At 35.1% G+C, this 15,892-nt stretch carries 15 protein-coding genes; 13 read left to right on the top strand and 2 right to left on the bottom strand.

The genetic code is table 11. The features are described from left to right. The first annotated feature begins 51 nt into the window (after positions 1-51). From HM987_RS18870 to hemF, 6 genes are all read left to right on the top strand, one after another. Positions 52-408, top strand: a complete 357-nt coding sequence (locus HM987_RS18870; protein ID WP_179009547.1) for a four helix bundle protein — start codon at positions 52-54, stop codon at positions 406-408. Between the two features lie 41 nt (positions 409-449). After that, complete coding sequence (hemE, locus tag HM987_RS18865; RefSeq protein WP_179010166.1) at positions 450-1,481, top strand: uroporphyrinogen decarboxylase; 1,032 nt, start codon at positions 450-452, stop codon at positions 1,479-1,481. A 44-nt stretch (positions 1,482-1,525) separates the two neighbouring features. Continuing rightward, positions 1,526-2,878 carry a TrkH family potassium uptake protein gene (locus tag HM987_RS18860; protein WP_179009546.1) on the top strand — a complete coding sequence of 451 codons (1,353 nt, stop codon included), beginning with the start codon at positions 1,526-1,528 and terminating at the stop codon, positions 2,876-2,878. 2 nt (positions 2,879-2,880) lie between these two features. Next, positions 2,881-3,660 (top strand): EI24 domain-containing protein, encoded by a 780-nt coding sequence (locus HM987_RS18855; RefSeq protein WP_179009545.1) that lies wholly within the window; start codon positions 2,881-2,883, stop codon positions 3,658-3,660. Then, positions 3,657-4,202, top strand: a complete 546-nt coding sequence (locus tag HM987_RS18850) for a GNAT family N-acetyltransferase (RefSeq protein ID WP_179009544.1) — start codon at positions 3,657-3,659, stop codon at positions 4,200-4,202. The genes HM987_RS18855 and HM987_RS18850 overlap by 4 nt, the downstream gene beginning before the upstream one ends. Before the next feature lie 707 nt (positions 4,203-4,909). Further along, positions 4,910-5,812 (top strand): oxygen-dependent coproporphyrinogen oxidase, encoded by a 903-nt coding sequence (hemF, locus tag HM987_RS19625; protein ID WP_229724705.1) that lies wholly within the window; start codon positions 4,910-4,912, stop codon positions 5,810-5,812. 1 nt (position 5,813) lies between these two features. Here hemF and HM987_RS18840 read toward each other — a convergent pair whose 3' ends face one another. Continuing rightward, positions 5,814-8,447, bottom strand: coding sequence for a DEAD/DEAH box helicase family protein (locus HM987_RS18840; protein WP_179009542.1), 2,634 nt, complete (start codon positions 8,445-8,447; stop codon positions 5,814-5,816). 78 nt (positions 8,448-8,525) lie between these two features. Here HM987_RS18840 and hemB point away from each other — a divergent pair, with 78 nt between their 5' ends. The 7 genes from hemB (at position 8,526) to HM987_RS18805 (ending at position 15,549) form a co-directional block, all read left to right on the top strand. Beyond that, positions 8,526-9,527, top strand: a complete 1,002-nt coding sequence (hemB, locus tag HM987_RS18835) for a porphobilinogen synthase (protein ID WP_179009541.1) — start codon at positions 8,526-8,528, stop codon at positions 9,525-9,527. Positions 9,528-9,603: 76 nt separating this feature from the next. Beyond that, entirely contained in the window at positions 9,604-10,011 is a 408-nt protein-coding gene (locus HM987_RS18830; RefSeq protein WP_179009540.1) for an Lrp/AsnC family transcriptional regulator, read from the top strand. Between the two features lie 136 nt (positions 10,012-10,147). Then, on the top strand, positions 10,148-11,311 hold the full coding sequence (locus tag HM987_RS18825) for a CNNM domain-containing protein (protein ID WP_179009539.1): 1,164 nt from the start codon (positions 10,148-10,150) through the stop codon (positions 11,309-11,311). Next, positions 11,311-11,784: a methylated-DNA--[protein]-cysteine S-methyltransferase gene (locus HM987_RS18820; RefSeq protein ID WP_179009538.1), complete on the top strand. Its 474-nt coding sequence runs from the start codon at positions 11,311-11,313 to the stop codon at positions 11,782-11,784. Before HM987_RS18825 ends, HM987_RS18820 begins: the two co-directional genes overlap by 1 nt. A gap of 41 nt (positions 11,785-11,825) precedes the next feature. Beyond that, positions 11,826-12,965, top strand: coding sequence for a serine hydrolase domain-containing protein (locus HM987_RS18815; RefSeq protein ID WP_179009537.1), 1,140 nt, complete (start codon positions 11,826-11,828; stop codon positions 12,963-12,965). Positions 12,966-13,121: 156 nt separating this feature from the next. Further along, positions 13,122-13,835, top strand: coding sequence for a 3'-5' exonuclease (locus tag HM987_RS18810; protein WP_179009536.1), 714 nt, complete (start codon positions 13,122-13,124; stop codon positions 13,833-13,835). A 28-nt stretch (positions 13,836-13,863) separates the two neighbouring features. Then, positions 13,864-15,549, top strand: a complete 1,686-nt coding sequence (locus tag HM987_RS18805) for an ABC transporter ATP-binding protein (protein WP_179009535.1) — start codon at positions 13,864-13,866, stop codon at positions 15,547-15,549. Here the strand turns inward: HM987_RS18805 and HM987_RS19700 are convergent. Then, positions 15,544-15,669 (bottom strand): hypothetical protein, encoded by a 126-nt coding sequence (locus HM987_RS19700; RefSeq protein WP_256867345.1) that lies wholly within the window; start codon positions 15,667-15,669, stop codon positions 15,544-15,546. The two genes, HM987_RS18805 and HM987_RS19700, sit on opposite strands and share 6 nt — an antisense overlap. Between the last annotated feature and the right edge of the window lie 223 nt (positions 15,670-15,892).

The following is a 15,892-nucleotide window of genomic DNA, read 5'->3' as shown; positions in this document are numbered from 1 at the left end:
TTTTGGCTCTTAGCTTTTCGCAAATTGAGTAACTAATAAAACCTTTATAAAATGAGAAATTTTAGAACACTTGAAATTTGGAAAAACGGAATCGAACTAGTAAAGCAGGTTTATGTCCTTTCACAACAATTGCCATCAGAAGAAAAATTTGGTTTAAGACGTCAAGTAACTAGAGCTGCGGTTTCAATTCCATCAAATATAGCAGAAGGTTGCAGCAGAAACAGCGATATAGAATTCAAACGATTTCTTGAAATAGCAATGGGTTCACTATTTGAAGTTGAAACACAATTGATTATTTCAGAGGAACTAGATTTTATTCCCAAAGATAATTTGAAAGACATTTTTGAACTTCTCAATAAAGAAGCAAAAATGATGAATAGTTTAATAAACAGAATTAAAAATAGCTGATTTTCCAGAGCTAAAAGCAAATGGCCAACAGCTAAAAGCCAATTATGAAAAACGATTTATTCCTAAGAGCACTAAAAGGCGAAACCGTAGAGCGACCACCAGTTTGGATGATGCGTCAAGCAGGACGCTATTTACCTGAATTCATGGAAATCAAAGCCAAATACGATTTCTTTACACGTTGCCAAACACCAGAGTTAGCGAGTGAAATTACGGTTCAACCAATTCGTCGCTACGGCATGGATGCTGCGATATTGTTCTCGGATATTTTAGTGATTCCACAAGCCATGAATATTGAGGTGCAGATGAAACCAAATTTTGGACCCTATTTACCAAATCCTGTGCGTTCTCAAAAAGATGTGGATAATGTCATTGTTCCAGATGTAAAAGAGAGCTTAAACTATGTTTACGAAGCGATAAAAGCTACCAAAGAAAAACTCAATGATGACATTCCGCTAATTGGTTTTGCGGGTTCGCCTTGGACTATTCTTTGTTATTGTGTGCAAGGTCAAGGCTCTAAAAACTTTGATAAAGCTAAAGAGTTTTGTTTTACCAATCCAATTGCAGCACACCAACTACTGCAGAAAATTACAGATACAACAATTGCTTATTTAAAGGAAAAAGTGAAAGCAGGTTGTAATGCAGTTCAGGTTTTTGATTCTTGGGGAGGCATGTTGTCACCAGTCGATTATCAAGAATTTTCTTGGCAGTATATTCAGCAAATTATTAATGCTTTAAAAGATGATGCTCCCGTCATTGCTTTTGGAAAAGGCTGTTGGTTTGCTCTCAACGAAATGTCCAAATCTGGAGCAGCAGCATTAGGCATAGATTGGACCTGCTCTGCCAGAAATGCACGCTATTTAACAGGAGGTAATATTACATTACAAGGTAATTTTGACCCAACGCGTTTATTTTCGCCACCAGCTGAAATCAAAAAGATGGTAACGCAAATGATTAATGAGTTTGGAAAAGATAAATACATTGTCAATTTAGGTCATGGTATTTTACCAAATATTCCTTTGGAAAATGCTAAGGCATTTATTGATGCTGTGAAGGCGTATAAAAGTCCATCATAGATTTTTTTAAGTAGAAACGATTTAAATAGACTATTGAGATTTTTATGAGAAAATCATTTCAAAAAATAGCTAAGAAATATGCATTGCTTAAACAAGGTTGGTCGCCTCAGCAAAATTTATTCTACGGTTTTTTAACCTATATTATTATCGGTTGTATATTACTTTGTCTACCTGTTTCTCAAAAGATCAGTGCTCCGATTTTAGATCATTTATTTATTGCTACCTCGGCAGTTTCAACTACCGGCTTAGTAACAATTTCGATTTTTGATACTTATAATGGCTTTGGACAATTTATTATTATGATATTGATCCAACTCGGAGGTATCGGTTACTTAACCTTTACCACTTTTATGCTATTATCTACTACCCGCAAGATGACCCTTTGGCACAAAAAAATACTTTCAACCGAGTTTACACTACCTAACACCATAAAGATTAAGGATTTTCTGAAGTCAGTCATCCTATTTACTTTAATAATGGAAGCCATTGGATCAATTCTATTCTTTATAGCTTTTAAAAATGAAGGTATGCCAACTTTAGAAGCCGTATGGTCTTCAATATTTCATAGCGTAAGCACATTCTGTACGGCTGGTTTTAGTCTGTTCAATAATAGCTTTATGGATTATGTAGATAATAATTTTATCAACTTTATCATTTCTATGTTAGCGATTTGCGGTTCTTTAGGATTTATTGTGATAACAGATTTTGGATTGATGATAAAGAACAAATCCCATGAATTGAGTTTTACATCAAAAATTGTCATTTATGGGTTTTTAATCTTATTGACTTTTGGAACAGCTTTCTTCTATTTTTTAGAACCATCTATTGTGAATCTCAATGACTCTCGCTTTTTAGCATCATTTTTTCAATGCATGTCAGCTATGACTACGGTTGGCTTCAACTCGGTCAATTTTGGTGTTTTTTCACAAGCAATGATGCTCGTCTGTATTTTTTTAATGTATATTGGTGCTTCTCCTTCTGGTACTGCTGGTGGAATAAAAATCACAACGCTAACGGCTGTTTTTGCAATTATGAAAAGCCGATTGAGAGGACGTTCAAATATTACCTTTTTAGGAAGAAGAATTCCTTACGAAAGACTTTATATTGCTACATCATCTTTCATCTTTTATAGTTCAATAATTGCTATTGGCACATTCCTAATCACGCTCACCCACAACTTTAAATTCGAAGATATTTTATTTGAAGTTGCTTCCGCCCTCGGCACTGTAGGGATTAGTACAGGTATTACTGGAGATTTAACTACCTTTGGAAAATTAGTAATCATTATCTTAATGTTTATTGGACGCTTAGGTGTGTTAACATTTGGGCTCGCCATTTGGTCTAAAACTATTACGGAGAATGAACGTAAAGTTTTAAAAGAAGATATTGCGGTCTAACTATGATAAACAATATACTAAAAGGCATTAAAGCTTACACAGGTGCATTTGCATTGATTTCAAAATTAAAACTTTGGAAATACTTTGCCGTTCCTATTGTTATTAGTTTGGTAACGGCCACCATAATTGGTCTTTCGGCTTACGGACTATCGGATAATATGGGTCGTTTTATTGCCAAAGTATGGGTTTGGGAATGGGGAAAGGACACCTTTACTTCCATCTCCACTTTTATAGGCGCCATTGTCATTATTGCTATAGGTTTGATCTTGTACAAACATATTATCATGGCATTGTCTGCGCCATTTATGAGTCCGGTTTCAGAAAAAATTGAAGCGCATCTAACAGGTGTAGAAAAACATCAGCACCGCAATACCTCATTTCAGGAACAACTCTGGAGAGGGATTAGAATTAATGTTAGAAATCTAGGTAGAGAACTCATTATTACCATCCCTATTTTGTTATTGAAGTTTATACCAATCGTTAATATATTCTCAACCGTATTATTGTTTTTGGTTCAGGCATATTATGCTGGTTTTGGTAATATGGATTATACCTTAGAGCGTCATTTTAAATATCGCGAAAGTATTCGGTTTGTAAGACAGCACAGAGGTATTGCTATAGGCAATGGCATTGTATTTATGTTATTTTTATTGATTCCAGTAATTGGTATTATTTTGGTGTTGCCCATGAGTGTCACTGCCGCATCATTAAAAACCGTTGAAATTTTAAAGGAGAAAGACCTTTTAAACCAGAATCGTGTGGTCTTAAATCAAGAGAGATGATTGCAAGGTTCAAAGATTTTGAAATCAATCCAGTTCATAATGGTGACGCCTGGAAAATCTGTGATTTCGTTATTGCAAATGAAACCCGATTAAAACGCTACTTTCCCAAAACTTTAGAACAAAACCTCAACCCAACTTTATCTCGTTTTTATGTCGAATCAAAAGTGAAACAATTTGAGAATCAGGAACTGTTTTTATTCACCTTGAAGCACTCTGAAACGAGAGAACTAGCAGGATTAATCATTCTTAAAGAACTGAATTGGGAAATCAAGCAAGGCGAATTCGCATATTGTATTGGTTATACTTTTGAAGGCCAAGGTTTGACTTCTGAAGCTATTCAACATTTATCAAAATATGCTTTTAATGAATTAGGATTGGAAACGATTCAAATTATAACACATAAAGCTAATTTGCAAAGTGTGAAAGTCGCTTTAAACAATAATTTTAAATGGCGAAAAACATTGCTGAATGAATTTACGCCTAATGGAGAAGCACCTTTGGATATGGAATTGTATGAGTTGCGCAGAACCAGCAAATATTGAGTCAAATTTTAAATGCGAACCTTCTCTTTATAATCCTGCAAGGTTTCCAAAACCTTGTAGGTATGAAAACTGGAAAAAATTGAGAGTGTATTATGAAGTTAGAGACATTGGAAAAGGGTAATTATTACCATATTTTTAATCGCGGCATTAATGGGTCTACCATTTTCAAATCTGATGAGAACAAACGTTATTTTCTTGACTTAACAGGAAAATATCTAAAAGGCAGAGCTACTATTTCTGCTTTCTGTCTGTTAAATAACCATTACCATTTTTTAATTAAAGTTGATGCTGAATCAAAAGAAATTACACAAGCCTTTTCTAATCTTTTCAATGCTTATTCAAAAGCATTTAATAAAGAAAATAAGAGAACAGGAAGTCTGTTTGAAAAGCATTTTAAACGAAAACTAATCGACACTGAAGATTATTATAAAACTGTTTTTTGTTACATTCATCTAAATCCGATTGAAGATTGGGAAAATTATAGATTCTCTTCATTTCAATATTACATAAGGGATACATCACCAAAAGAATTTCAGATTGATAAAACATACATTTTAGAATTGTTTGACGACTTAGATAATTTAAAAATTGTACATTATCAAAATAAGAATAAAGATCTACAAGGTTTTGAAAACCTTGCAGATCAAGTCACTAATAATAGTCTTCAATCTTTTAAACATCTTGAAGGTTTTAAACCAAACACAACCATCAAAAACAAATTCTACACTTACATAAAGCAATTACAAGACACCATAACCTCAAAACTAGAAACTGTTGATGGTAAAGCCAAATTCCAAGAGGACATTTGGGAACGACCAGAAGGTGGTGGTGGAAGAACACGTGTTATAGAACATGGCAGTGTTTTCGAAAAAGGAGGTGTCAATATTTCTGGAGTACACGGTAAATTACCAGATAGTATGCAAAAGTACTTTGGTGTTGAAGACGCCGATTTTTTTGCATGTGGATTAAGCTTGGTTTTGCACCCAAAAAACCCAATGGTACCAACAGTTCATGCCAATTGGCGCTATTTTGAAATGTATGATAAGGACGGTAAAATCGTTGACCAATGGTTTGGTGGCGGACAAGATCTCACACCTTACTATTTATTTGAAGACGATGCCAAACACTTTCATCAGACCTGCAAAACGGCATGCGACAAACATAATCCAGAGTTTTATGCAAAATACAAAGCACGTTGTGATGAATACTTTTTCAACGCACACCGAAATGAAGGTCGCGGTATTGGTGGCTTATTCTTTGATTATTGCAAAGCTACAGAGGAGATGAGCATGCAAAACTGGTACAACTTTGTTACAGAAGTTGGCGATAGTTTCTTAGAAGCCTATGTGCCAATCGTTGAAAAACGAAAAAACTTGGAGTACACAAAAACACAACGCAACTGGCAAGAAATTAGAAGAGGACGCTATGTGGAATTCAATTTAGTACACGATAAAGGCACATTATTCGGCTTGAAAACCAATGGACGCATAGAAAGTATTTTAATGAGCTTACCACCACATGTGCAGTGGGTTTATGACCATCATCCTGAAAAAGGAAGTGCAGAAGAAAAATTACTAGACGTTTTACAAAATCCCAGAGAATGGGTTTAATCTATTTCCAAACCGTTAAATCTTCCAAGTTTCCATCTAATTCATTGGTGTGATGAAAAAGTCGTGCTTTTAGCAAAAGTCGTCTGCCTTCAGATTGTCTGGTATAAACTAACTTACTTTTTCCCATGTAGCGTGTCCAGTTTTCGTGAAAACGCTCAGCATCCTCTTTATTCTTCCCGAATACCTCTGGTATTGGATAAAAATTTTCAATATTAAATCCTCTTTTGAAAAAGTTAGTACTGACCAAAACATAACGAGGCGACTTAACAGGTTCTAATAATTCTGTTAGCGTACTTAAAAATAAGGCTTCTTCAAAATTACTTGCTCCTTTTAGATTACAAGTCACTACACCATTGGGTAATTCTTCAGCATGCACTCTTATAAAACTTCTTCTGGTGTTTAAAATGTGTAGATCGTCCATGGTTTCTAATATAGCCAAGCCCATACGCTTCAATTTTTTGTGCAGAAAACCATGTCGCAAATAATAGATGGTCAATCGATACAATTTGTATCCAAAAAATGCCAGCACTATTAATCCTATAATCCTCATACTGTTTAATAGCTTTTGGCTGAGCATCAAATTAAATGCTGTGATTAGGGTTCCAAAAAAGAAAACGGCAAGTATCAATATAATTTCAATCAAAACCAATTTTGATGCCTTTGCAAAATAAAGATTTCGCTCAGCTTTAAATTCTGGTGTTTTATAATCTTCAAGTTTTAACTGTCTCGTTAATTTACTGCCGCTTCCAATTGAATGTTTCCATTTTATGGTTGTATTTGTTCGTTTAGCAGCACGTTCAAAAGTCAACGCATTTAGTCGATCAACATCATTGGTGTCAATTTCTTCAGGAATGCCCAATCGCTCATAACCATCAGTTATAAAAGGCACTTTAGTATTGGTTATACCAACAAAAGCTTCAAACCGACGCTTTAATAATTCAATCTCGCGTCCGCCGTTTTTATCCGTTGGGTCTATACAGGCTAAATGCCAAATATTACTGGTTTTTTTCGGTTTATTGGCATCTTTGCGAATTGCCCTACCACGCATTTGATTTGAGGACACAAAAGAGCCAACAAACGATGCCAAAATTAGGCTGTTAATTGAAGGAGCGTCCCAACCTTCTCCCAATAATGCTTTTGTGCCAATGAGGATTTTAATGATACCATCTTCAAATAGTTTTGTCATTATGCCAACAATGGCTTTGCTAGAGCGATTGATAGCGTTTACCATCACAAAATTATCGTCACTTTTTAATGGTATAAATTTGAATGATTCATTACTATAAGCATTAAATACATGAATTATACTATGATGAATAATAACAATAGTCCCAGTTAAAACAGCCAGATCCTTATTGTTAACTGTACTTGTTCTGATATAGTGAAAGATAGGAAGCACGCCAATTTTATCTATTCTATCCGTAGCCTCATTGGGAGTGTTCAAAAATTCTTTTCTAACATAATCAGTTAATATCACGCAACTTAAATCATCACCAAGTGCTAAACGCTCTGCATTGACAATTTCAACAATACCTTCTAATTTACTTGGACTAAAAGCAAGCGATTTATAAAGCGATTCGTTACCTTTTAAATTGACTTTATTCTTCTCGAAGGCATAAAGCTGTCTAAGTGTTTTTTCAAGATTTCTGAGATAATCTTCCTGATCTTGTAGATGTTCACGATCTGTAACTAAAAGATTTTCTAATAGTATTTCTAGCCAATGCAAATTTAATTCAGGAAGCTTTATACGATCTATTTTCTTAAAACCCAAGACCTCCATTTTACTTTTATCGAGGGAAATTCCAATAGCATTAAGCGCGATAAAAATTGAAGAGAAAAATGCCGTGTTGCCGTATATAGTTTGCAGATTATCAGTAGGATTTTTATACAAAGGATGGTTTTGTAATAGGGCCATAAACCGTTTATCACGTAAAATATCAGCCTTAAATTTAGCGATGTTTTCCCTATATGAAACAATAGAATTTAATTCTGACTCGTAAGGTTTTGAGAAATACACAAAGTCTTGATGTGGACTCAAGTCCTTTTCCCTAATCAAATCTGGCACGGAAATTTCATCATCCACTTCGCCACATAGCGTAAAATATTTGCTCACTTCCAACCGGCTACTGTCATAAGGTGGTGTTGCTGTTAATGCCACTATGAAGTATGACCTATTTTTCTTCAAATCTATTAAACAGGTCCACCAATCATTCTTTAAATGATGCGCTTCGTCTAAAACAATAGTTTCAATATCATGGTTTTTGAAGAAGTCTAAGAATTCATTTTTGTCATCAAAAGCCTTGTAAAACGCGTGTAAAGACTGATATGTTGAAAAGGTGACATCGCTTGGCTTTTTAACATCTAGCGATACATTTTCAAACTCAGTGGTATCTGTGAAAAACGTTTGTAAGCGATCTTGCCACTGGTTTCTTATGGTAATTGTTGGAGCTAATACCAAGGTTTTTTTACCGATTCGCCTTAAAATTTCAATACCTAAAATTGTTTTACCAGAGCCTGGTGGCGCAATAACATGAAAATGGTGATCTGCGATGTGAGTACCAAAATTTTTTAGAAGCTTTTCTTGATAGCTGCGCCAAGGAAACTGAAATTTTAAAACTCGGAAAGATTCCAACAATACTAAATAGCTTTAATTGATTAACTTTGTAAATGTTAAAAATAAGCATTATCAATATCTTTTCTAGATTAAAAAATTATGTTCCCAATAAGAAGAAATAGACGTCTTAGAAGCAACGAAGCCATTAGAAGTTTAGTGAGACAAACTTACATCAGTCCAAATGACTTTTTAGTGCCACTTTTCATCGTTGAAGGCAAAGGTGTGAAAGAAGAAATTGCGTCAATGCCAAACTACTATCGTTTCAGTTTGGATTTACTCAAAGCCGAAGTAAAGACACTTTGGAGTTTAGGTTTAAAATCAGTTTTACTCTTCGTAAAAGTTGATGATGCCCTAAAAGACAACAAAGGAACTGAAGCCTTAAACCCAAACGGTTTAATGCAACGTGCTATAAAAACCGTAAAGGAAGTTTGCCCAGATATGTTGGTAATGACCGATGTGGCTTTAGACCCATTTTCGTCTTACGGACACGATGGCATTATTGAAGGCGGAAAAATAATTAACGATGCAACGGTCGAAGTTTTAGCCGAAATGAGCATTTCCCATGCCGAAGCTGGCGCCAATTTCGTGGCACCAAGCGATATGATGGATGGCAGAATATTGGGTATTCGTGAAGCTCTGGATCAAACTAATCTTATAGATGTTGGCATTATGAGTTATTCCGCAAAATATGCCTCGGCTTTTTATGGGCCTTTTAGAGATGCTTTAGATTCTGCACCTGTAGATTTGGTTGATATTCCAAAAGACAAAAAAACCTATCAAATGGATTTTGCCAATAGAGATGAAGCCATCAGGGAAACCGAAATGGATATTAATGAAGGTGCCGATATTGTGATGGTAAAACCTGGTCTATGCTATTTGGATATTGTTAGAGATATTAAAAACACTTTCGACATCCCAATTGCGGTTTACCAAGTTTCTGGAGAATACGCAATGCTAAAAGCTGCGGCAGAAAAAGGTTGGTTAGATCATGATGCTGTGATGATGGAGCAAGTAACGTCTATAAAGCGTGCTGGTGCTGATATAATTGCCTCTTATTTTGCAAAAGATGTTGTAAAGCTCTTAAATAGTCATACTTTTTAGACCCACAAACGAAACATTTTAATTATTTTTGGTTTCGAATCAATTGAATAAACATAATATTGCTTTCGAATCGAACATGGATGATATAGACCATAAAATTATTGAAATGCTTAGTGCAAATGCCAGAGAATCCTTTGCAACGATCGGAAAATCCGTCGATCTATCTGCTCCTGCTGTTGGAAAACGAGTCAAACAATTAGAAGAAAAAGGCTTTATTTTGGGTTATTCGATTCAGCTCAATCATGAGAAATTAGGGATACAAGTTAAGGCCTATATCATTCTAAAAATACATCAATCGAGTACTATTAGAACGGCGTATAATCAGGTCAGTTATTTTAAAGAAGTTCAGCGATGCGACCGAATTACAGGAGAGGACAGTTTGTGTATTCTTGCCTTTTTTAGAAACAATAAGGAATTAGTGAATTTATTAGAACGGATTTCTCAATATGGCGTTCCCTCTACTAGTATTATTTTAGAGAGTTAACTAAATACTAGTTTACATTTAAACCAATCCCGTATTTCCCCAATTTAGAACTTCTAATTTCAAAGTATCAAAATAGCTTATGTGGTTTAACTATTCATTTCGTAACTTCGCAATAACTTAAAACTTTAAAAAATCAATGGGCTTACTCATTTTTTACGCCGTCATATCCATCTTTTTTTCATTCTTGTGTTCAATATTGGAAGCCGTACTTTTAAGTATTACGCCTACGTTTATCAACCTCAAAAAGAAAGAAGGGAAATCTTATGCCGAAAATTTAGAAGAGCTAAAAAAGGATGTGGATCGTCCTTTGATTGCTATTCTAACGTTAAATACCATAGCACATACTGTTGGAGCCATATTGGTTGGAGTGCAGGCTAAAGTGGCCTATGCAGAATTGTACGGTACCACAGAAAAAACTGTGTTAGGCGTTGATTTTACAGTAGATCTAATGGTCGGTATTGTGTCTACCGTGATGACCATCCTAATTTTGGTGGCTTCAGAAATCATCCCCAAAACCATTGGTGCAACCTATTGGAAAAATTTAGCCAACTTTACATCAAAAGCATTGAACATTCTTATTTTCCCGTTGAGATACACGGGAATTCTCTGGGTTTTACAACTGACGACCAAATTAATCGGTGGCAAAAACGCTCATGTGAGTACAGTGAGTCGCGATAGCTTTTTGGCCATGGCAGATATTGCTCATGAGGAAGGTGTGTTTCAAGAATCAGAAAGCAAAGTGATAAAAAACCTGATCAACTTTAAGAAGATTTTGGCCAAGGATATTATGACACCTCGCACCATGATGGTTTCAGAAAATGAAAAGAAATCCGTAAAAACCTTCTTTGACGAAAATCAAGAACTTCGCGTGTCACGAATTCCAATATATTCCGCAAATCCAGATAATATAACAGGTTTGGTCCTTAAAGACGACATTTATAAAGAAATGGCGCTAGACCACGACACCACAACGTTGGAAGCTATAAAAAGGGAAATCCTTATTGTAGAACGCAACTTACCAATACCAACCCTGTTCGAAAAATTGGTAGAAAGCAAAAACCACATGGCCTTAGTTGTAGATGAATACGGAACGGTGACAGGATTGGTCACTATGGAAGATGTCATCGAAACACTTCTGGGTTTAGAAATCATGGACGAAAGTGATAACGTGGCAGATTTGCAGAAACAAGCCCGAAAAAGTTGGGAATCACGCGCCAAACGTTTGGGCATGTTTGACGATGAAAAGCAAGTTGAATACAAAACGGATATTGAGGTTGGCGACACTAAAACTGAAGAATAATGGAATCTTGTACTATCAATTCGCCTTTGGGTCACACCAAAATTAGTGGTAATGACGAAGGTGTTTCTTCTATTTCAATAGTAGATTTTGAAGACAAAATATCTGAAACCATTCCCGAACCGCTTCAAAAATGTGCAGAACAATTGATGGCCTATTTTGAAAACAGCCTAAAAGTGTTTGATTTGAAATTAAACCCTAAAGGAACTGAGTTTCAGAAAAAAGTCTGGAAACAACTTGAAACTATTCCCTACGGCAAAACCATATCGTACTTAGAATTATCCAAACAGTTAGGCGATGCTAAAGCTATTAGAGCTGTTGCCAGTGCTAATGGCAAAAACCCACTTTGGATTGTTGTGCCTTGCCACAGAGTCATTGGCAGTGATGGTAGTTTAACAGGATATGCTGGTGGTCTGCATAGAAAACAATGGTTGCTCAATCATGAAAGTCAATACAAGCAACAGTCACTTTTTTAATTGGAGTTTGACTATATTTATGGTTTAACGCTTTCTTATTTATGAAATTCCTCAAAAAACTATTAAAATGGCTCATTGGAATTATTGGTCTATTAATTATAGTCGCTTATATTTTTGATTATGATTACATTTTAAAAGGTGTTCGCGTCGTATATTTTACAGGCCACAAAACAGCTTTTATTGATGACCATCCGTATTTTGAAAATGATACCATTAAAAAGGGAAATACTACAGATGAATGGCCTTTGCACAAAGACTACAATAAAATAAGTCCGACCAAAGCACTTACTACTATTAATGACGAGTTTGGAACAATTGCATATTTAATCATAAAAAATGATAGTATTTTCTATGAGCAATATGCTGAGGATTACGGTAAAGATTCCAAAACCAACTCGTTTTCAATGGCCAAAAGTATAACCACATCGCTATTGGGTAAAGCTATAATGGATGGTTATATTAAAAGTTTAGACCAACCTGTTAGTGATTTTTTTGGGGAGTTTGAAGGTTCTAAAACTACAGTAGGCGACTTGTCGTCTATGGCTTCTGGATTAGATTGGGTAGAATCCTATAGCAGTCCTTTCTCCATTACAGCTAGAGCCAATTATGATGATGATTTAGCTGAAACTATTCTAAATCAAAAAGTGATTAAAACACCTGGTCAAGAATTCGAATATTTGAGCGGCAGTACGCAATTGCTTGGCATGGTCATTCAAAAAGCAACAGGAAAACCTTTGGCAGATTATCTTTCTGAAAGTTTCTGGCAACCGCTAGGTGCTAAAAGTGATGCTTTGTGGCAATTGGATGATGATGAAAATAAATTAGCGAAGGCATTTTGTTGTATTTCCAGTAATGCACGAGATTTTGCCCGTTTCGGAAAGCTCTACAAAGACCATGGAAAATGGAATGGAAAACAACTACTGGATTCTGCCTTTGTAACCAAAGCTACACAGTCCAGATTTATTGGTCAGCCTTATGGTTACGGATTTTGGATCAGTGATTATCTGGGCAAAGACATATTTGCCATGCGAGGCATTTTGGGACAATATGTTATAGTGATTCCTGAAGATAATTTAATCGTGGTTAGATTAGGACATCACAGAAGTCCTAGAACCATTAATTCGTTTCCTTCAGATTTTTATGTTTATATTGATGAGGCTTATGAGATGTTGGAGGAATAGACTCGATAAGCGTATAAAACATTTAAGCTATGAACTTGTAGAAAAACCATTCAACTTATTGAAAAACAAACTTCAAACTACAGTTCATCTAAAAAGTAATTTAAAAATATTAACTTTAGTTGATAATAAAAAAGATTCCTTTTCGCACGAAATGATATGATTAGCAAACTCAATTTAGAAAACATCTTATTCCTAGATATAGAAACCGTTCCTGAAACTGAGAACTTTTCAGATTTAGACAAAACCAAACAAGAGCTTTGGGATGCCAAATCGCGATACCAACGTAAGGAGGAATTTACACCCGAAGAATTTTACGACAGAGCAGGTATTTGGGCTGAGTTTGGCAAAATTGTTTGTATTTCGGTTGGTTATTTTAAAATGCAAGGTGAATCTCGAAGCTTTAGGGTCACCTCATTTTATGGTGATGAAATTAAGATTTTAAAGGACTTTAAAAATTTACTGATTTCACATTTTAGCGCAAATAAACATCTACTTTGCGCGCACAATGGTAAGGAATTCGACTTTCCATATATCGCAAGACGCATGATTATCCATAATATAGAATTACCATACAAACTGAACCTTTTTGGCAAAAAACCTTGGGAAGTACCACATTTAGACACCTTAGAACTCTGGAAATTTGGCGACTATAAAACCTATACCTCCTTAAAACTATTGACCAATGTTCTCGGCATTCCATCACCTAAAGATGATATTGATGGCAGCGAAGTTTACCGCGTTTATTATAAAGAAAAGGAAATAGACCGCATTATTATCTATTGCGAAAAAGACACTATTGCAGTAGCCCAGATTTTCTTAAGATTACGAGGAGATGATTTGCTTCACGAGAACGAAATAAAACACATTTAATCGAGTTGTCTAGATTAAAACTGTAGTCATGAAAAATTTAATAAGCGTTAACCAACTGAATATTGCGTTTTACAAGGATAGGGTTGAAAAACTAATCATCAAGTCTATTTCTTTTGATATAAAACCGAATGAAATCGTGGCAGTCGTTGGTGAATCTGGTTCAGGTAAATCCATTTCATCCTTGGCTTTAATGGGTTTGTTGCCGAAACCTATTTCTAAAATTACCTCTGGCTCCATATACTTCGAAGATAAAAACCTAGTTGAATTGTCTGAAAAAGAGTTCCAAACCATAAGAGGAAAAGAAATAGCCATGATTTTTCAGGAGCCTATGAGTTCTTTAAATCCGTCGATGCGCTGTGGAAAACAGGTTGAAGAAATTTTGAAACAGCATTTTAAATTATCGACTTCAGAAATAAAAACCGAAGTTATCAATCTTTTTGAAAAGGTAAAATTGCCTCATCCAAAGCGGATTTACAAAGCTTATCCTCATGAAATTTCAGGTGGTCAAAAACAGCGCGTAATGATTGCGATGGCTATTGCCTGTAAACCCAAATTATTGATTGCAGATGAACCTACAACCGCTCTGGATGTTACGGTTCAGAAAGAGATTTTAGAATTGTTGAAAGACATTCAAACGGAAACTAAAATGAGTGTGCTGTTTATTTCCCATGATTTGTCGTTGGTTTCTGAATTGGCGGACAGCGTATTAGTAATGTATCAAGGTGAAATTGTTGAACAAGGAACGACTGAAGTCATATTTAAGCATCCAGAACACAATTATACCAAAGCCTTAATTGCTGCGAGACCTTCTACAGATTTCCGGCTGAAACAATTACCAACGATTTCAGATTTTATGTCTGATAACGTGAGTAAAACCATTATTTCTGATGCTGATAGAGCAGAAAATCATAAAAAACTTTATGCTCAAAAACCTTTATTGGAGGTGATAGATGTAGAAAAAACATACCTCTCAAAAACAGGCTGGTTTTCTAAAGACGAACCTTTTAATGCTGTGGATGGCGTTAGTTTTAAAGTCTTTCCGGGCGAAACTTTAGGATTGGTTGGCGAATCTGGTTGTGGAAAATCGACATTGGGAAATGCGATTTTACAATTAGATAAGCCCACTTCTGGTCGTATTTTATACAAAGGAAAAGATATTATAAATTTGAGTACTTCAGAAATGCGATCCTTAAGAAAGGATATTCAGATTATATTCCAAGATCCTTTTGCGTCTTTAAATCCAAGACTAACGGTTGGTAATGCAATTTTAGAACCTATGAAGGTTCATAACATTGGCGCTTCAAACAAGGCCCGAAAAGATAAAGTTATAGAAATTCTTGAAAAAGTAGGTTTGGAGGCTTCAGCTTTTGATCGTTATCCACATGAATTCTCTGGTGGGCAACGCCAACGTGTTGGTATTGCAAGAACCATTGCTCTAGAACCTCAACTCATTGTTTGTGACGAATCGGTTTCAGCATTGGATATTTCTGTACAAGCCCAAGTTCTAAACTTATTGAATGATTTAAAAGCACAGTTTGGTTTTACCTATATATTTATTTCGCACGATTTAGCGGTTGTAAAATATATGGCAGATCAATTGCTCGTAATGAATAAAGGTAAAATTGAAGAAATTGGTGATGCGGATGCGATATATGCTTCACCACAACAAGCTTACACAAAAAAGCTAATTCATGCTATTCCCAAAGGGTTATAGCATGAATACTTTTTTTGCTAATTTGAACACATTTGAGACTAACTCTAAAGTGTTTTCTAAAACTGAAAATTCGTTTTCTTTATTAGGCGTAGGTTCCGGTAAAGTAGATTTAGTTTTCATAAGCAGTAATTCATGGTAGATTTAGGGCAAAAAGGTAAATTGCGGTTTATGTTAAATCAGGTTAATTTCAGTTCTATTTGTTTGATACTGCAATATGAAACTTATTTTCAATTAATCAGTCTAAATACACTATAAATCGTTGAAATACATTATTTTTTAACATTTTAAAACTTTTATGAAGTTTTTTCGCACAAAAAAACCGCTAAAATTAGCGGCTTCCATT

The organism is Winogradskyella forsetii (genome assembly GCF_013394595.1).
Lineage (GTDB): Bacteria > Bacteroidota > Bacteroidia > Flavobacteriales > Flavobacteriaceae > Winogradskyella > Winogradskyella forsetii.
Note: the sequence above shows the minus strand (reverse complement) of the source record. Positions and strands in the feature narration are given on the sequence as shown.